The organism is Escherichia sp. E1130 (genome assembly GCF_005781065.1).
In the GTDB taxonomy this organism is placed as follows: Bacteria; Pseudomonadota; Gammaproteobacteria; order Enterobacterales; family Enterobacteriaceae; genus Escherichia.
The window spans coordinates 19013-38174 of sequence record NZ_VATL01000016.1 but is presented as its reverse complement, the minus strand read 5'-3'; the positions used below and the strand labels follow the sequence as shown (position 1 = coordinate 38174).

Sequence of the window (19162 nt, the reverse complement as noted above, 5' to 3'; positions counted from 1 at the left end):
CAGAAATGAAAAAAGCACCCGACAGGTGCTTTTTCCGCGTTCAAGTTTTACTAAAACTTAACCGTAAATATTGGCGCGATCGCGCAGTTCTTTACCTGGTTTAAAGTGAGGAACGTATTTTCCTTCCAGCTCTACTTTATCGCCAGTCTTCGGATTACGTCCGGTACGCGGTGCGCGGTAGTGCAAAGAGAAACTGCCGAAACCGCGGATTTCAATACGCTCGCCCTGCGCAAGAGTCGAGGCCATATGCTCCAGCATCTCTTTTACTGCATCTTCAACCGTCTTGGCGGGAATGTGCGATTGCTGGGTGGCAAGTCTTTCTATCAATTCTGACTTGGTCATGATTCCTCCGGTTCCTTAAAGGCAAATTTAACGGCTGCTGTTGCTGCATTGATTAAGGGCGGCCGTAGCCGCCCTTAGTGCTTGATTACAGGACGAAACCTGCAATCTGTCAAGTAAACTCAGCAAACTTCGGAATAAAAATCCCGAAGAGTCAGAGAATTACTCGCCTTTAGCTGCTTTGAAAGCTTCAGCCATTGCGTTGTTGGAGAAGTTTGCATCTTCCTGTTTGTTAACAGTTGCGATTGCATCTTTCTCGTCAGCTTCGTCTTTCGCACGAACAGACAGGCTGATAGCACGGTTTTTACGATCAACGCCAGTGAATTTAGCTTCAACTTCGTCGCCAACGCTCAGAACCAGGGTAGCGTCTTCAACGCGGTCACGGGATGCTTCAGAAGCACGCAGGTAACCTTCAACGCCGTCAGCCAGTTCTACGGTTGCGCCTTTAGCGTCAACTGCAGTTACTTTACCGGTTACGATAGCGCCTTTCTTGTTCAGAGCAACCCAGTTGTTGAACGGATCTTCTGCGAGCTGTTTAACGCCCAGGGAGATACGTTCACGTTCTGCGTCAACCTGCAGAACAACTGCAGCGATTTCGTCGCCTTTTTTGTATTCACGAACTGCTTCTTCGCCTGCAACGTTCCAGGAGATGTCAGACAGGTGAACCAGGCCGTCGATGCCGCCGTCCAGGCCGATGAAGATACCAAAGTCAGTGATAGACTTGATTTTACCTTCAACACGGTCGCCCTTGTTGTGGGTTTCCGCGAACTGCTGCCACGGGTTAGCTTTGCACTGTTTCAGACCCAGGGAGATACGACGACGTTCTTCGTCGATATCCAGAACCATAACTTCCACTACATCGCCAACGTTAACAACTTTGGACGGGTGGATGTTTTTGTTGGTCCAATCCATTTCGGAAACGTGTACCAGGCCTTCAACGCCTTCTTCGATTTCAACGAAGCAGCCGTAGTCGGTCAGGTTGGTCACGCGACCAGTCAGTTTGGTACCTTCCGGATAACGTTTAGCGATAGCTACCCACGGATCTTCGCCCAGCTGTTTCAGGCCCAGGGATACACGGGTACGTTCGCGGTCGAACTTCAGCACTTTAACAGTGATTTCGTCGCCCACGTTGACGATTTCGCTCGGATGCTTAACGCGTTTCCAGGCCATGTCAGTGATGTGCAGCAGGCCGTCAACGCCGCCCAGATCAACGAATGCACCGTAGTCAGTGAGGTTCTTAACGATACCTTTAACTTCCATGCCTTCCTGCAGGTTTTCCAGCAGCTGATCGCGCTCTGCGCTGTTTTCGGATTCGATAACGGCACGACGAGAAACAACAACGTTGTTGCGCTTCTGATCCAGCTTGATTACTTTGAATTCAAGCTCTTTGCCTTCCAGGTGCAGAGTGTCACGCACCGGACGAACGTCTACCAGAGAACCTGGCAGGAACGCACGAATACCGTTCAGCTCAACAGTGAAGCCGCCCTTAACTTTGCCGTTGATAACACCGGTAACAGTTTCAGCATCTTCGTAAGCTTTTTCCAGCGTGATCCAGGCTTCGTGACGTTTAGCTTTCTCACGGGACAGCAGAGTTTCACCGAAGCCGTCTTCTACTGCGTCCAGAGCAACGTCAACTTCGTCACCTACCTGGATTTCCAGTTCGCCCTGGGCGTTTTTGAACTGCTCAGCCGGGATGGCAGACTCAGATTTCAGACCAGCGTCAACCAGTACTACATCTTTGTCGATAGCAACAACAACGCCACGAACGATAGAACCCGGGCGGGTTTCGATTTCTTTTAAGGACTCTTCAAAGAGTTGAGCAAAAGATTCAGTCATGTTTAATCTTCAGGTTTATATTTAACGTCCACCTGGCTCCGTGCCGGATGGGGTTGTTTAACATACCCGCTGTCATTCCATTGCAACGGGGGTACTGCAAATTCGGTCGCTTATGCGAGAGCCAATTTTTGGCGCGCGTAGTGTAACGCTTTTTCAATCACTTGCTCAATGCTTAAGGTGGTGGAATCCAAAACTAAAGCATCGGCTGCCGGAACCAAGGGCGCTACCGCGCGATTACGATCGCGGTCGTCGCGTTCTTTGATCTCGGCCAAAAGGCGCTCAAAGTTAACACTAAAGCCCTTCTCCTGCAACTGTAGCATGCGGCGATGCGCACGTTCTTCCGAGGAGGCGTCAAGGAAAATTTTTACTGGCGCATCAGGGAATACCACTGTCCCCATATCGCGACCATCGGCGATCAAACCGGGTAACTCCCGGAATGCGCGTTGGCGACGCAATAATGCTTCACGAACGCGTGGGAATGCAGCGACTTGTGAAGCAGCATTCGCCACTTCCTGAGTACGAATTTCGCCGCTGACATCTTCCCCTTCGAGGATCACTTCCAGATTGCCATTGGTCGACACAAAACGTACATCCAGATGGGATGCCAGCGGCACCAGCGCATCTTCCGACGCAACATCAACATGGTGATGTAATGCCGCCAGTGCCAGTACGCGATAAATTGCACCCGAGTCCAGCAGATGCCATTGCAACGCTTCCGCCATAGCCTTACACAAGGTGCCTTTCCCTGCACCGCTTGGGCCATCAATGGTAATAACCGGGGCAATTGCCGTCATCTTTATCTCCTTAAAACAGGCGTACCGTTAACATAACCGCGCGCATTATACGCGTCGGCGCCACAAATCGTTAACGTTGTGTGCAAAAACCAGTTTTGTCTGTATTCAGATGGGGATTTATTGCGCAATTATAGCGGGCTGGCGAAAGACCAGCCCGAAAGATGACAATGATTTACTTACCGGAGGCAATACGATCGCGGATGTGCTGTGCACGCTCTGCTGATGGTGGATGAGAGTCAAACATAGACTGAGTACGACCGCCATCCAGGCTGGCCAGTTTTTCAAAGCTACCGACCAGTCCCTGGGTGTTAATGCCACGTTTCTTCAGCAGATCAAAGGAGAAATCATCTGCTTCAGACTCTTTATCGCGGGAGTACTTAGCATTGATAGCGCCTTCTGCGATATCGCCCAGTTGCGAGCGAGAAAGCTGGGAAGCAACACCGCTGGTGGCGGAAATTGCATCACGTGCGGCAACGATCGCATAAGATGCTTTCATTTCAGCCAGTGAGTGACCCAATGCAACGTGTCCCAGTTCATGACCCAGAACGCCTTCAATTTCGTTGTCGTTCATCATGTCCATCAGGCCACTGTAGACACGGACACAGCCATTTGCCATCGCCCATGCGTTAACGTCGCTGGTCATATAAACCTTATAGTTGACCGGCGTACCGTTAATGTTGTTACCCAATGCTTTGGCGATTTTTGCCAGACGTTTACCGTACTTGCTGGATTTGCTTGCAACTTGATTGCCGCTGTCCATTTCGGTACAGCCCTGATTGGCAATGGCTTTTGCATCGGCGTCGCTTAACGTTGCAGCTTTATAGGCATTTAAACCGGAGCTGATAGCCATATTGGTATCAATACCGTGAGTATTTTGACACCCTGTCAGTAGTGCTGCAGAAGTCGCAATCGCCAGCAGTAATTTAGTATTCTTCATGTGAATCATCCGTTGATTAATCATATATAAATATTATGTATCAATAACTTACATTGATGATCGACGTTACCACTGTTCAAAATGACTCACAAGGTCCGAAAAAAAACGCCGGCAGTGTGCCGACGCTTTTAGAAAGAAATATTTGTCTATTTATCGCCCGTTATTCAAGCTGGTTGGCTTATCCGCGCCAGTTGTTCGAAGTAATCCGGGAAGGTTTTAGCCGTACATTTGGGGTCAAGAATCGTCACTGGCGTATCTGACAATGCCACCAGCGAGAAACACATCGCCATCCGGTGATCATTGTATGTCGCGATCTCGGCAAAGTTCAGTTTTTCCGGTGGAGTTATGCGAATGAAATCGTGCCCCTCTTCAACTTCTGCACCGACTTTACGTAGCTCTGTTGCCATCGCGAACAGGCGATCCGTTTCTTTTACGCGCCAGTTATAAATATTGCGCAGCGTGGTTGTGCCTTTTGCAAATAACGCCGTCGTGGCAATGGTCATCGCCGCATCGGGAATATGGTTCATATCCATATCGATGGCGTTCAGTTCGCCACGCGTGCAGGCAATATAATCATCGCCCCAGCTAATGGCCGCCCCCATTTTTTCCAGTACATCAGCAAATCGAATATCGCCCTGCATACTGTTGCGTCCAATGCCGGTCACTTTTACCGTGCCGCCTTTGATTGCTGCTGCTGCCAGGAAGTAAGAAGCTGAAGATGCATCTCCTTCGACCAAATAAGTACCCGGAGACTGATAAGACTGCCCCCCTTTTACGACAAATTGTTGATAGTGCTGATTTTCAATCGCAACACCAAACGTTTTCATCAGGTTGAGCGTGATATCGATATAAGGTTTAGAAACCAGATCACCTTTAATACGAATAACTGTATCTTTCGGCGCAAGAGGCGCAGTCATTAACAGTGCGGTGAGGAACTGGCTGGAAACGGAGCCATCAACGTCAACGTTGCCGCCAGTAAAACCGCCCTGTAAACGCAACGGTGGATAATTATCTTGTTCCAGGTAAGTGATTTTCGCTCCGCCCTGGCGCAACGCATCCACCAGATGACCAATCGGGCGTTCTTTCATACGCGGCTCACCAGTCAGGACAATATCATTGTTTCCCAGACAAAGTGCCGCCGCCAGCGGACGCATAGCCGTTCCGGCGTTTCCAAGAAACAACTCCAGCGCGCTTTCTGCGTGTAATGGACCGCCGTTACCGATGATTTCGCAACGCGTACGATCGGCTGAAAGCGTGTAACTTACCCCTAACGCCGTTAATGCATTCAGCATATGGCGCACGTCATCGCTATCCAGCAGATTAGTTAATACTGTGTTGCCGTGTGCTAATGCCGCCAGCAATAAAGCGCGGTTAGAAACGCTCTTGGAACCGGGCAGATTAATAGTGCCATCGACACGGGCGATGGGGTGCAACGTCAGGGATTCCATGAACTCAACTCTCTACAACAGAAATAAAAACCCCACAGTCTGGCTGTGGGGATTACGCAAAATGTCGGCATTAGCCGTGACGACGTTCGAACTCAACCATGAAGTCTGTCAGTGCTTTAACGCCTTCCAGCGGCATGGCGTTATAAATAGAAGCACGCATTCCGCCGACCACACGGTGACCTTTCAGCGCATGTAAGCCCGCAGCGAAAGACTCTTCGAGGAACAATTTATCAAGCGCGCTATCCGCCAACTGGAACGGCACGTTCATCCGCGAACGGTTAGCTTTCGCCACATCATTGCGGTAGAAATCGCTGTTATCAATCACCCCATACAGCAGTTCTGCTTTTTGCTGATTGATCTTATCCATTGCAACCACACCGCCGTTCGCTTTCAGCCATTTGAAGACCAGACCAGACAGATACCAGGCAAACGTTGGCGGCGTGTTAAACATGGAGTCGTTATCGTTGAGGATGGAATAATCCAGAATCGACGGACAAGCGATATTCGCTTTGCCCAGCAAATCTTCACGAACGATGACGATTGTCAGGCCAGCCGGGCCGATATTTTTCTGCGCACCAGCGTAAATTACGCCATAACGGCTGACATCAATCGGACGGGAAAGAATGGTTGAAGAGAAGTCGGCAGCGACCACCACATCTTTGCCGAAGTCTGGCGTTTCGTCGATGGCGATACCATCAATGGTTTCATTCGGGCAGTAATGCATATAAGCAGCATTATCAGAGAGCTGCCATTCACGCATTGGCTTAACCGCGCGCAGACCATCAACAGTCACTTTGGCGTCAAAGACATTAGGCGTGCAGTATTTTTTCGCTTCTTTAATGGCACTTGCCGCCCAGTAACCGGCATCAACATAATCTGCGGCGGTTTTATCACCAAGAATATTCAGCGGTACAGCAGCAAACTGACCGCGACCGCCGCCGTGGCAGAACAATACTTTGTAGTTGGAGGGGATATTAAGAAGATCACGAAAATCCTTCTCGGCTTCCTCTGCAACCTGAATGAACTCTTTGCCACGGTGACTCACTTCCATCACCGACGTACCAAGACCGTTCCAGTCGCGCAGTTCCTGTTGAGCCTGTTTAAGCACCTCTGCCGGCAGCATTGCCGGACCAGAACTAAAATTGAAGATTTGAGCCATTTCCCCTCACCACGTTGCGTTGCTATTAACCCGCGGTCAATCGATTGCGACCACAGGTAATACATTATTCCTGTGGCTATCGGTTTTATCATTCAGTGACACACATCGCAATGAGTAAAACCGTTGAGGGCAAAAATGTGGCTTGCATCACACAAAAGAATCTCTCGGATTATTAGCAAAAAGCCGATGTTTTTACTGTCAGGTCACCCGTTTTGCCCGACTTGCCTTCGTCCATTCTGGATTTGCACAGCGCGGACATAATTGTTTTTCCCCCGCGTTCATATGAATGATTTCACTGCAACGGATGCATGCATAGTCCGCCGACTCCGGCACCACTTTGTAACGCTGAGTACAGTCACTGGGTAAAATAAGTAAGCCTGGTTTTACTTTGTCATTTTCAAAGAAATAGACGCTAATTTGGCCATTGGTTTCGAGAATAGCCAGACGCACCTGCCCCAGTTGTTCCACGCCACGTAACCGTAGTTCCATAAAGAACTCAAATTCCGTCATGTTGGAGTTATTGAGTTTCGACCAGGCCAGCTCGCCATCTTCAATAATGACAACCGGTTTACCTTCCAGCAAATCTTCCAGTTTTTCACTGTGCGCCATTAACCACATCACCAGGCGGTATAACAACGCCAGGGTAATAAAGACAATAAGCACCGGGACCATCGGCACATCGTCATAAAACGCCACATCCCCCGCCGCCGATCCCAGCGTCAGAATGATTAATACTTCAAATAGCGACATTTGCCGCACGCCGCGTCTCCCTGTCATTTTGAGGAACAAAAAGACCAACACAAAGGTATAGAGACTACGTAGTGCAACTTCGCCAAGGAAATCAAAAGGCACTTTATCGAATGCCATACGGTGGAGATCGAACGCCTTCATTTTTATGCTCTTATCGTAGTTTATCCGCTAAAAGCATAGCTAACAGTTCATCAGCGTGGCGGCGGTGATAGCACCTTTGAGATAAAACCCGTATTATTGCGCGCTTTCCGTACGACTAAAGTGATTTTCATGACGCAAACATTTATCCCCGGCAAAGATGCCGCACTGGAAGATTCCATCGCTCGCTTCCAGCAAAAACTCTCCGACCTCGGTTTTCAGATTGAAGAGGCCTCCTGGCTGAATCCGGTACCTAACGTCTGGTCCGTGCACATTCGCGACAAAGAGTGCGCCCTGTGTTTTACCAACGGCAAAGGCGCAACCAAAAAAGCGGCGCTGGCTTCTGCCCTCGGTGAATATTTCGAGCGTCTGTCTACCAACTACTTTTTTGCGGACTTCTGGCTGGGCGAAACCATCGCCAACGGTCCGTTCGTGCATTATCCCAACGAAAAATGGTTCCCACTGACCGAAAATGACGATGTGCCAGAAGGGCTGCTCGATGACCGTCTGCGCGCGTTTTACGATCCGGAAAATGAACTGACCGGCAGTATGCTGATTGACCTGCAATCCGGTAACGAAGATCGTGGTATTTGCGGCCTGCCGTTTACGCGTCAGTCCGACAATCAGACCGTTTATATTCCGATGAATATCATTGGTAACCTGTACGTCTCTAACGGTATGTCCGCAGGTAATACCCGCAACGAAGCACGCGTTCAGGGGTTGTCCGAAGTTTTCGAACGCTACGTGAAAAACCGCATTATTGCTGAAAGCATCAGCCTGCCAGAGATCCCAGCAGACGTGCTGGCGCGTTATCCAGCAGTAGTTGAAGCGATCGAAACGCTGGAAGCGGAAGGTTTCCCGATCTTCGCATATGATGGTTCCCTTGGCGGCCAGTATCCGGTGATTTGCGTGGTACTGTTTAATCCTGCTAACGGCACCTGCTTTGCCTCATTCGGTGCGCATCCTGATTTTGGCGTTGCACTGGAACGTACCGTGACCGAGCTGCTGCAAGGTCGCGGTCTGAAAGACCTGGATGTATTTACTCCGCCAACCTTCGATGATGAAGAAGTCGCTGAACATACTAACCTCGAAACGCACTTTATCGACTCCAGCGGTTTGATCTCCTGGGACCTGTTCAAGCAGGATGCCGATTATCCGTTTGTGGACTGGAGCTTCTCCGGCACCACTGAAGAAGAGTTCGCCACGCTGATGGCTATCTTCAAAAAGGAAGATAAAGAAGTTTATATTGCCGATTACGAGCATCTGGGGGTCTACGCTTGCCGAATTATCGTGCCTGGCATGTCCGATATTTATCCGGCTGAAGATTTATGGCTGGCAAATAACGGTATGGGCAGCCATTTACGGGAAACAATTCTGTCACTGCCCGGTAGTGAGTGGGAAAAAGAAGATTATCTGAACCTCATTGAGCAACTGGATGAAGAAGGTTTTGATGACTTTACCCGCGTGCGTGAGCTGCTGGGTCTGGCGACCGGGCCAGATAATGGCTGGTATACCCTGCGTATCGGTGAGCTGAAAGCCATGCTGGCGCTGGCTGGCGGCGATATGGAACAGGCTCTGGTCTGGACCGAATGGACGATGGAATTTAATTCATCGGTGTTCAGCCCTGAACGCGCCAACTATTATCGCTGCCTGCAAACTTTATTGCTGCTTGCTCAGGAAGAAGATCGTCAACCGCTGCAATATCTGAATGCATTTATTCGTATGTACGGTGCAGATGCGGTTGAGGCAGCCAGCGCGGCAATGAGTGGCGAAGCCGCGTTTTATGGCCTGCAACCAGTAGATAGCGATCTGCACGCGTTTGCTGCACATCAGTCGTTGTTGAAGGCCTACGAAAAGCTGCAGCGCGCCAAAGCAGCATTCTGGGCAAAATAAAATCAAATAGCCTACGCAATGTAGGCTTAATGATTCGTCTGAGTTATATTACAGGGCGTTTTTTAATGCCCCGCTTTACATATATTTGCATTAATAAAATAATTGTAATTATAAGGTTAAATATCGGTAATTTGTATTTAATAAATACGATCGATATTGTTACTTTATTCGCCTGATGCTCCCTTTTAATTAACTGTTTTAGCGGAGGATGCGGAAAAAATTCAACTCATTTGTTAATTTTTAAAATTTATTTTTATTTGGATAATCAAATAGTTACTCCGTATTTGCATAAAAACCATGCGAGTTACGGGCCTATAAGCCAGGCGAGATATGATCTATATCAATTTCTCATCTATAATGCTTTGTTAGTATCTCGTCGCCGACTTAATAAAGAGAGAGTTAGTGTGAAAGCTGACAACCCTTTTGATCTTTTACTTCCTGCTGCAATGGCCAAAGTGGCCGAAGAGGCAGGTGTCTATAAAGCAACGAAACATCCGCTTAAGACTTTCTATCTGGCGATTACCGCCGGTGTTTTCATCTCAATCGCATTCGTCTTCTATATCACAGCAACCACTGGCACAGGCACAATGCCCTTCGGCATGGCAAAACTGGTTGGCGGCATTTGCTTCTCTCTGGGGCTGATTCTTTGTGTTGTCTGCGGAGCCGATCTCTTTACTTCCACAGTGTTGATTGTTGTTGCCAAGGCGAGTGGGCGCATCACCTGGGGTCAGTTGGCGAAAAACTGGCTAAATGTCTATTTTGGCAACCTGGTCGGCGCACTGCTGTTTGTACTTTTAATGTGGCTTTCTGGCGAATATATGACCGCGAATGGTCAATGGGGACTAAACGTCCTACAAACCGCCGACCACAAAGTGCACCATACTTTTATTGAGGCCGTCTGTCTTGGTATCCTGGCAAACCTGATGGTATGTCTGGCAGTATGGATGAGTTATTCTGGCCGCAGCCTGATGGACAAAGCGTTTATCATGGTGCTGCCGGTCGCGATGTTTGTTGCCAGCGGTTTTGAGCACAGTATCGCAAACATGTTTATGATCCCGATGGGTATTGTAATCCGCGACTTCGCATCTCCGGAATTCTGGACCACTGTCGGTTCTGCACCGGAAAATTTTTCTCACCTGACCGTGATGAACTTCATCACTGATAACCTGATTCCGGTTACGATCGGTAATATTATCGGCGGTGGTTTGTTGGTTGGGTTGACATACTGGGTCATTTACCTGCGTGAAAACGATCACCATTAATGGTTGTCGAAGTACGTAGTAAATAAAAAATCCACTTAAGAAGGTAGGTGTTACATGTCCGAGCTTAATGAAAAGTTAGCCACAGCCTGGGAAGGTTTTACCAAAGGTGACTGGCAGAATGAAGTAAACGTCCGTGACTTCATTCAGAAAAACTACACTCCGTACGAGGGTGACGAGTCCTTCCTGGCTGGCGCTACTGAAGCGACCACCACCCTGTGGGACAAAGTAATGGAAGGCGTTAAACTGGAAAACCGCACTCACGCGCCAGTTGACTTTGACACCGCTGTTGCTTCCACCATCACCTCTCACGACGCTGGCTACATCAACAAGCAGCTTGAGAAAATCGTTGGTCTGCAGACTGAAGCTCCGCTGAAACGTGCTCTTATCCCGTTCGGTGGTATCAAAATGATCGAAGGTTCCTGCAAAGCGTACAACCGCGAACTGGATCCGATGATCAAAAAAATCTTCACTGAATACCGTAAAACTCACAACCAGGGCGTGTTCGACGTTTACACTCCGGACATCCTGCGTTGCCGTAAATCTGGTGTTCTGACCGGTCTGCCAGATGCATATGGCCGTGGTCGTATCATCGGTGACTACCGTCGCGTTGCGCTGTACGGTATCGACTACCTGATGAAAGACAAACTGGCACAGTTCACCTCTCTGCAGGCTGATCTGGAAAACGGCGTAAACCTGGAACAGACTATCCGTCTGCGCGAAGAAATCGCTGAACAGCACCGCGCTCTGGGTCAGATGAAAGAAATGGCTGCGAAATACGGCTACGACATTTCTGGTCCGGCTACCAACGCTCAGGAAGCTATCCAGTGGACTTACTTCGGCTACCTGGCTGCTGTTAAGTCTCAGAACGGTGCTGCAATGTCCTTCGGTCGTACCTCCACCTTCCTGGATGTGTACATCGAACGTGACCTGAAAGCTGGCAAGATCACCGAACAAGAAGCGCAGGAAATGGTTGACCACCTGGTCATGAAACTGCGTATGGTTCGCTTCCTGCGTACTCCGGAGTACGATGAACTGTTCTCTGGCGACCCGATCTGGGCAACCGAATCTATCGGTGGTATGGGCCTCGACGGTCGTACCCTGGTTACCAAAAACAGCTTCCGTTTCCTGAACACCCTGTACACCATGGGTCCGTCTCCGGAACCGAACATGACCATTCTGTGGTCTGAAAAACTGCCGCTGAACTTCAAGAAATTCGCCGCTAAAGTGTCCATCGACACCTCTTCTCTGCAGTACGAGAACGATGATCTGATGCGTCCGGACTTCAACAACGATGACTACGCTATCGCTTGCTGCGTAAGCCCGATGATCGTTGGTAAACAAATGCAGTTCTTCGGTGCGCGTGCAAACCTGGCGAAAACCATGCTGTACGCAATCAACGGCGGCGTTGACGAAAAACTGAAAATGCAGGTTGGTCCGAAGTCTGAACCGATCAAAGGCGACCTCCTGAACTACGATGAAGTGATGGAGCGCATGGATCACTTCATGGACTGGCTGGCTAAACAGTACATCACTGCACTGAACATCATCCACTACATGCACGACAAGTACAGCTACGAAGCCTCTCTGATGGCGCTGCACGACCGTGACGTTATCCGCACCATGGCGTGTGGTATCGCTGGTCTGTCCGTTGCTGCTGACTCCCTGTCTGCAATCAAATATGCGAAAGTTAAACCGATTCGTGACGAAGACGGTCTGGCTATCGACTTCGAAATCGAAGGCGAATACCCGCAGTTTGGTAACAACGATCCGCGTGTAGATGACCTGGCTGTTGACCTGGTAGAACGTTTCATGAAGAAAATTCAGAAACTGCACACCTACCGTGACGCTATCCCGACTCAGTCTGTTCTGACCATCACTTCTAACGTTGTGTATGGTAAGAAAACCGGTAACACCCCAGACGGTCGTCGTGCTGGCGCGCCGTTCGGACCGGGTGCTAACCCGATGCACGGCCGTGACCAGAAAGGTGCTGTAGCTTCCCTGACTTCCGTTGCTAAACTGCCGTTCGCTTACGCTAAAGATGGTATCTCTTACACCTTCTCTATCGTTCCGAACGCACTGGGTAAAGACGACGAAGTTCGTAAGACCAACCTGGCTGGTCTGATGGATGGTTACTTCCACCACGAAGCGTCCATCGAAGGTGGTCAGCACCTGAACGTTAACGTGATGAACCGTGAAATGCTGCTCGACGCGATGGAAAACCCGGAAAAATATCCGCAGCTGACCATCCGTGTATCTGGCTACGCAGTACGTTTCAACTCGCTGACTAAAGAGCAGCAGCAGGACGTTATTACTCGTACCTTCACTCAATCTATGTAATTAGATTTGACTGAAATCGTACAGTAAAAAGCGTACAATAAAGGCTCCACGAAAGTGGGGCCTTTTTTAGCAAGAGAGCCTTTTTTGTCAGCTATCTATACTTTAAGGTAACTGCCAAAACAGACTCGACGTAGCCTTCGAGCTGCGCACCAACACGGCCTCAGATGGGCCACATCTGGAGAAACACCGCAATGTCAGTTATTGGTCGCATTCACTCCTTTGAATCCTGTGGAACCGTAGACGGCCCGGGTATTCGCTTTATCACCTTTTTCCAGGGCTGCCTGATGCGCTGCCTGTATTGCCATAACCGCGACACCTGGGACACGCATGGCGGCAAAGAAGTTACCGTTGAAGATTTAATGAAAGAGGTGGTGACCTATCGCCACTTTATGAATGCTTCAGGCGGTGGCGTTACCGCATCCGGCGGTGAAGCAATCCTGCAAGCTGAATTTGTTCGTGACTGGTTCCGCGCCTGCAAAAAAGAAGGCATTCATACCTGCCTGGACACCAACGGTTTTGTTCGTCGTTACGATCCAGTGATTGATGAACTGCTGGAAGTGACCGATCTGGTAATGCTCGATCTCAAACAGATGAACGACGAGATCCACCAGAATCTGGTCGGCGTTTCCAATCATCGTACGCTGGAGTTCGCCAAATATCTGGCGAACAAAAATGTGAAAGTCTGGATCCGCTACGTTGTTGTCCCAGGCTGGTCTGACGATGACGATTCAGCGCATCGCCTCGGTGAATTTACCCGTGATATGGGCAACGTTGAGAAAATCGAGCTTCTCCCCTATCACGAGCTGGGCAAACACAAATGGGTGGCGATGGGTGAAGAGTACAAACTCGATGGTGTGAAACCACCGAAGAAAGAGACCATGGAACGCGTGAAAGGTATTCTTGAGCAATATGGTCATAAAGTAATGTTCTAATTTCCCCGTAAAGCGGCAACTTTATTGAGTTGCCGCTTTGTTATTCCGCGCTTCATTCTGCAGAACTAACCACAATGATTAGTTCGTATTCGCTTTACGAGCCAATAGCGGGAATATCAACCCCAACCCCACCAGCACAAATGGTGTAGCGATATTCAGCGCTAGTTGGAAGGTCCACTCTGCAGTGAAGGCTTCCATTTTCGGGAAGATTCCCGTCAAACAGGCAAAAGCAGTAAAGGCAAAACACCAAATCCCGACAGTCATCGCCAGAGACTTATTACGAATAAAGACATATTCCGGCTTATATTTCTGCGCCAGGCGAACTACTGCAATAAACGCCACGAACACCCACAAATAACGCAGTGGCATCACTACTGAGTTCAAATTGAGCAGCCATTTGTAGAGATTATTCATGTCACCAATACCCAGTGTTGGCAGCATAATCAGAATCGCCACCAGCACCAGGGTCAGTAGATAACCATTAACCGGTGTACCTGAATCATTGGTCCGGCATAATCTGGCAGGAATATATTTACTATCCGCGTCACCTAATAACACTTTCAGAGGAGCATCGATGGAGAACACCAGAGCAGCGACCTGTCCCAGGGTATTTGCAATGGCGTAAATCACCATTAGGGTATTCCCCATGTTGTAATACTCGCCCAGCTTCTGAAAAGCGTAATACTGACCGTTAGTCATTAAGTCATCAGGAATATTACGCGAGTCAAACATCATCCCCATTGCGAGAGAGCCCAGAATGGCACAAACTGCAACCATCACCGCCAGGCATAGCATCCCTTTTGGAAATTCTTTTCCTGGGTTGCGCGTCTGATTAACGTAGGGAGAAATCTTCTCTGCACCACCAACCGCGAAAACCAGCATTGAAATAGTGGTAATGTAGGTAAAATCGATATGGGGAATGAACGTTTCCCAGGTAATGTTCGTGGTCGCAATATGCACTTCAGTAATCGCAGGCGCGGTTACTGCCATCGCCACATACAGGAGCGACATGATAAACATCGCAATCCCTGCCACAGAACCGACGATTTTCAGCGATTTCATACCACGTGAAGCGATCCACATAAAGAAGACAAACAGCACCAGCGTTAACCCCTGTAACGCTACGACTGAATATTCTTTGATTAACGAACCGTCACCTTTCATCGCCCAGCCGAGCGCAATCAGAATGGCCTGTGGTTTTTGTGCCAGATAGGGTATATGCACCACCCAATAGGTCCACGCGGCAAGATAAGCCAATCCGGGGCCCATTGTGTGTTTAATCCAGGTACTGACTCCGCCTTTCCCATCTTTAAAAGTCGACCCCAACTGACCGACAATCAATGCATATGGTGTAAAATAGAGCGCAAATATAAACAGCCATGAAAACACAACGACCAACCCCTGGTTGGCATAATTATTAACAACATTGCCAAATCCCCAAACCGTAATAAAAGACATCAGTGCAATGTTGTACCAGCGCAACTGTTTTTCCTGAACGTTCCCAGCCATAGTTCGATCCTTCGCTATTTTTTTAATAGATATCTGTAAAACGAGGGATTATGCGCGGCTAATAAGAAGTACGAAAATAGCGGAATGAAAAATTATAACCTGCTGCACAATTTATTTTTCCATAAATGAAATTTGGTAAAAGCAAGTTGTATAGAGGAAACAAAAAAAACAGAGTGCGATACAGTATGTTCACACTCTGCACTAATTCATTTACACATGAGCGACAGGTTTTGGTGTATGTCCGGCGTTACGCAGCAGCATCAACAAGTAGATAAATGACACACTGGCAATCATAATAAATAACAGTTTATCGGAAAAATTCTGCATCAGTATGGCGGTAAAAGACGGACCAAGCAGACTACCGACTGTATAACTCAACAGTAAAGCCTGATTCATCGCCACCAGTTGATGATGTTCAACCTTCTCACAAGCCCAAGCCATCGCTACTGGATACAGCGTGAACCCCGCAGCACCGAGAATAAACAATGAAGGCGCCATCGCAGCCTGGCTTAACATTGCAATACTACCAAGAATGACAACAAAAACCTGAACGCGCAGTACCAGTAGACGACCAAATTTATCCGCCAGACGCCCAATAGGCCACTGCCCAAGGATTCCTGCGCTGACCAGTACAGCCATCCAGAAACCGATGCTAGCGTTATTGATCCCCTGATGGTTAAGATATAATGGCATCAGACCATACAGAGAGCCCAGGACAATCCCGGAGATAATGCAGCCATTGACCCCAAGCCGTGCCTGGCGGAGTTTAAGCATTGATGTAATCGGCGTAGCCGGATGTTTTTCCGTTTGCTGATTCAGAATACGAGTAAACAACAACGGTAAGATGCCTGCCAGTATCAAACCCGTTGCCCACGGTAACACGGCCATCAGCTCAGTCGACACTTTGCTGACCAGCAACTGGCCCAGAAACGTCCCCACGTAATAGACCATCATATAAGCGGCAAGTAGTCGTCCACGATTACGTGAGGTCCCGCTGCACATCAGCGCACTTTCGACCACAACCCAAATCATGGCGCAACCAACGCCTGCGACAAAACGCCAGGTTAACCAGCTCCAGAAACCAATCATCAGGCCAAGCCCGGCACAGCCCGCCGCAAAAATAAACGAGGCCATGTAATAGCTACGATTAAATCCAAAACGTTTAATGACATACCCTGTCAGTAAAGTCCCCACCAGATTGCCGGTAAAATAGGACGAACTGACGACGCCGACCTGCCATGTGGGCAAGTGCTCCTGGGCGAGCCATAGCGGCACGAGTGTATTTAACACTGCGATCGCTAAGGTCAACAAAAGCAGGCCAGACAGCAAAAGCATGACAGGCCGGGTATACGTGGACATGGATAAAAACCGTGAGGAAGTTCAAATTTTATGCGCATCATGCCACCGCTAAAAACATTGTCAATGGGGTAAAATACCCCCATAACGCAGCGGCTGTATTATCGATTGATATTACTCATTCATAACACTAATAATAAAAAGACAATTAATCTCATCTACTTGTTTTTATTGATCTAACACAAACATCATGCGCTTCGTTCAGTCGAAAAATTTCATGGTCACAGCAAACTAAGATTTCCCGTCTATGCTTTCAAGGCAACGCATCGCGCCTGAACGCTTTCAGGCGTATCACTGACTCTCGAAAGGAGAAGAGAATGACCAAACCGTATGTTCGTCTCGATAAAAATGATGCTGCTGTTTTGTTAGTTGATCACCAGGCTGGTTTGCTTTCCCTTGTGCGGGATATTGACCCCGACAAATTCAAAAATAACGTGCTGGCGCTGGGTGACTTAGCAAAATATTTCAATCTCCCCACCATTCTCACCACCAGTTTTGAAACCGGCCCAAACGGCCCATTAGTCCCCGAGCTGAAAGCACAGTTTCCGGATGCGCCTTATATTGCGCGTCCTGGAAATATTAACGCCTGGGATAACGAAGATTTTGTCAAAGCAGTTAAAGCGACAGGTAAAAAACAACTGATTATTGCAGGGGTGGTAACCGAGGTTTGCGTAGCATTCCCGGCGCTTTCGGCTATTGAAGAAGGGTTTGATGTCTTTGTGGTAACCGACGCTTCTGGAACCTTTAACGAGATTACCCGGCATTCAGCGTGGGATCGTATGTCACAAGCTGGCGCTCAATTGATGACATGGTTCGGCGTGGCTTGTGAGCTGCACCGCGACTGGCGTAACGATATTGAGGGGCTGGCGACGTTGTTCTCTAACCACATTCCTGATTATCGTAATTTGATGACCAGTTATGACACGTTAACGAAACAGAAATAAGAGATAACCGGGGCCGAAACCCCGGTTATTACACCTTAACTGGCAACGGCCATGCCAACGGTCATATACAAACCGTAGAATACCCCGCGGCCGATTAATTCCCCTGCAAGAAGCAGGATGAATGATACGGAAAGCAGAGGCACCGCAGGCTGAAAGCCTTTCACCTGCGGTGCAATCCACAAGCACAGTGCCACGGCCAAAAGCACAATCCGCCAGGACATCAGCGCACCGTAGTCAGGCACCAGTGCGGCAGCCTGTTGCACTGAACTATGAATGGTAGCCAGTTCTGCGCCCTGCATTACTGACATCACACCACTCACCACCAGTGCCAACACGGAAATTGCAGGCAACAGACGCATCGCCCATCCATCGACGCCTGCCAGGCTCAGCAACAGGTAACCCAGCAACGGTCCGCCCATAAACATGGTCAGGAAGAAGCCCATCGGCGTCCAGATGCTGTACCAGGTCGGTACGGTATCGATGCTGTTATAGACACGCACCATCATCCAGACAAAGACCACGCCGAGAACCATCGTCACCACCAGCCAAAGCGTGCGTAATGCCGGTGACAATTTTTTCAGCATCGCCAACAACCAGCCGATTCCGCCTACGGCAAAAAAGATCGAACCGCTGGCGATTTCGTTACTCAGAGCTGAAGCCCCTACCCGGTTAAGCGAGTTAAAGGCGCGCATTGGTGAGCCAAGATGGAGCATAGAGGCGATAAACCCAATGCCCATCAGAACCCATAAGCCAAACATGCAGGCGATAACACGCTGCTGGGCTTCTGCTCGCAGGTCACCTTTGAGCAGTGCCAAAGCCAGAACGATAAAACCGCCCGCCACACATTGCCCGAAGACCGTGAAGATCATCAGCGGCCATTCATGCCATCCACTTCCCATCTCACACCTCCTTCGGGTTTGCCAGATAGCCAGTGGTATCCCCGGTTGGGCGGCTATTGGCGTTAGGTTTAATCACAATATTCGGTTTGGTGAAGTGCGCACGCGGCAACGGCGCAACAGCCGCCAGATCGCCGTGTTTTTTACGCAGCTCGTCGATAGGTCCGAAATCCAGCGCCCGTAGCGGGCAAGATTCGACGCAGATCGGTTTTTTACCTTCTGCGACGCGGTCATAGCAACCATCACATTTGGTCATATGACCTTTGGTTGCGTTGTACTGCGGTGCACCATACGGGCAGGCCATATGGCAGTAACGACAGCCAATACACACATCTTCATCGACAACGACAAAACCATCTTCACGTTTATGCATCGCACCGCTTGGGCAGACTTTGGTACAAGCCGGATCTTCGCAGTGGTTGCATGAAATCGACAAATAGTAGGCAAATACGTTTTGATGCCAGACGCCGTTATCTTCCTGCCAGTCTCCACCAGCGTATTCATAAATGCGGCGGAAACTAACTTCCGGCGTCAGATCTTTGTAGTCTTTACAGGCCAGCTCGCAGGTTTTGCAACCGGTGCAACGGCTGGAATCAATAAAAAATCCATACTGGGTTGTCATCGGTTACTCC

At 49.1% G+C, this 19162-nt stretch carries 16 protein-coding genes; 5 read left to right on the top strand and 11 right to left on the bottom strand.

The genetic code is table 11. The annotated features are described in order from the left end of the window. Positions 1 to 57: 57 nt before the first annotated feature. The 7 genes from ihfB to FEK66_RS15505 all read right to left on the bottom strand — a co-directional run bounded on the left by ihfB (position 58) and on the right by FEK66_RS15505 (position 7404). The gene (gene ihfB / locus FEK66_RS15540; RefSeq protein WP_000167336.1) at positions 58 to 342 is read right to left on the bottom strand and encodes an integration host factor subunit beta; all 285 of its coding nucleotides are present in this window, start codon (positions 340 to 342) and stop codon (positions 58 to 60) included. A gap of 159 nt (positions 343 to 501) precedes the next feature. Beyond that, positions 502 to 2175, bottom strand: coding sequence for a 30S ribosomal protein S1 (gene rpsA / locus FEK66_RS15535; RefSeq protein ID WP_000140327.1), 1674 nt, complete (start codon positions 2173 to 2175; stop codon positions 502 to 504). A gap of 110 nt (positions 2176 to 2285) precedes the next feature. Next, complete coding sequence (cmk, locus tag FEK66_RS15530) at positions 2286 to 2969, bottom strand: (d)CMP kinase (protein ID WP_000125014.1); 684 nt, start codon at positions 2967 to 2969, stop codon at positions 2286 to 2288. A gap of 172 nt (positions 2970 to 3141) precedes the next feature. Beyond that, positions 3142 to 3906, bottom strand: coding sequence for a metallopeptidase YcaL (gene ycaL / locus FEK66_RS15525; protein ID WP_130205325.1), 765 nt, complete (start codon positions 3904 to 3906; stop codon positions 3142 to 3144). A 164-nt stretch (positions 3907 to 4070) separates the two neighbouring features. Next, a complete protein-coding gene (gene aroA, locus FEK66_RS15515; RefSeq protein WP_135493626.1) occupies positions 4071 to 5354 on the bottom strand; it encodes a 3-phosphoshikimate 1-carboxyvinyltransferase in 1284 nt (427 codons plus the stop codon). Between the two features lie 70 nt (positions 5355 to 5424). Beyond that, entirely contained in the window at positions 5425 to 6513 is a 1089-nt protein-coding gene (serC, locus tag FEK66_RS15510; protein ID WP_135409786.1) for a 3-phosphoserine/phosphohydroxythreonine transaminase, read from the bottom strand. A gap of 198 nt (positions 6514 to 6711) precedes the next feature. Continuing rightward, the gene (locus FEK66_RS15505) at positions 6712 to 7404 is read right to left on the bottom strand and encodes a DUF421 domain-containing protein (RefSeq protein WP_130205321.1); all 693 of its coding nucleotides are present in this window, start codon (positions 7402 to 7404) and stop codon (positions 6712 to 6714) included. A gap of 129 nt (positions 7405 to 7533) precedes the next feature. Between FEK66_RS15505 and ycaO the strand changes: the two genes are divergently transcribed. The 4 genes from ycaO (at position 7534) to pflA (ending at position 13825) form a co-directional block, all read left to right on the top strand. Beyond that, entirely contained in the window at positions 7534 to 9294 is a 1761-nt protein-coding gene (ycaO, locus tag FEK66_RS15500; protein ID WP_131162335.1) for a 30S ribosomal protein S12 methylthiotransferase accessory factor YcaO, read from the top strand. 404 nt (positions 9295 to 9698) lie between these two features. Continuing rightward, positions 9699 to 10556, top strand: coding sequence for a formate transporter FocA (focA, locus tag FEK66_RS25830; RefSeq protein ID WP_059321627.1), 858 nt, complete (start codon positions 9699 to 9701; stop codon positions 10554 to 10556). 54 nt (positions 10557 to 10610) lie between these two features. Next, entirely contained in the window at positions 10611 to 12893 is a 2283-nt protein-coding gene (pflB, locus tag FEK66_RS15490; RefSeq protein ID WP_001292820.1) for a formate C-acetyltransferase, read from the top strand. 191 nt (positions 12894 to 13084) lie between these two features. After that, on the top strand, positions 13085 to 13825 hold the full coding sequence (pflA, locus tag FEK66_RS15485) for a pyruvate formate lyase 1-activating protein (RefSeq protein WP_000111043.1): 741 nt from the start codon (positions 13085 to 13087) through the stop codon (positions 13823 to 13825). Between the two features lie 78 nt (positions 13826 to 13903). On the opposite strand, the gene FEK66_RS15480 is transcribed toward pflA, so the two are convergent. Together FEK66_RS15480 and FEK66_RS15475 are read right to left on the bottom strand one after the other, a co-directional pair. Continuing rightward, on the bottom strand, positions 13904 to 15334 hold the full coding sequence (locus FEK66_RS15480) for an amino acid permease (RefSeq protein WP_130260772.1): 1431 nt from the start codon (positions 15332 to 15334) through the stop codon (positions 13904 to 13906). A gap of 210 nt (positions 15335 to 15544) precedes the next feature. After that, positions 15545 to 16693, bottom strand: a complete 1149-nt coding sequence (locus FEK66_RS15475) for an MFS transporter (protein ID WP_130205293.1) — start codon at positions 16691 to 16693, stop codon at positions 15545 to 15547. Positions 16694 to 17007: 314 nt separating this feature from the next. Here FEK66_RS15475 and ycaC point away from each other — a divergent pair, with 314 nt between their 5' ends. Next, positions 17008 to 17634 (top strand): isochorismate family cysteine hydrolase YcaC, encoded by a 627-nt coding sequence (ycaC, locus tag FEK66_RS15470; RefSeq protein WP_012133028.1) that lies wholly within the window; start codon positions 17008 to 17010, stop codon positions 17632 to 17634. 35 nt (positions 17635 to 17669) lie between these two features. Here the strand turns inward: ycaC and dmsC are convergent, their stop codons facing one another. Both dmsC and dmsB read right to left on the bottom strand, forming a co-directional pair. Next, positions 17670 to 18533, bottom strand: a complete 864-nt coding sequence (gene dmsC, locus FEK66_RS15465) for a dimethyl sulfoxide reductase anchor subunit DmsC (RefSeq protein WP_135493625.1) — start codon at positions 18531 to 18533, stop codon at positions 17670 to 17672. A 1-nt stretch (position 18534) separates the two neighbouring features. Further along, a complete protein-coding gene (dmsB, locus tag FEK66_RS15460) occupies positions 18535 to 19152 on the bottom strand; it encodes a dimethylsulfoxide reductase iron-sulfur subunit DmsB (protein ID WP_000213094.1) in 618 nt (205 codons plus the stop codon). Positions 19153 to 19162 lie beyond the last annotated feature (10 nt).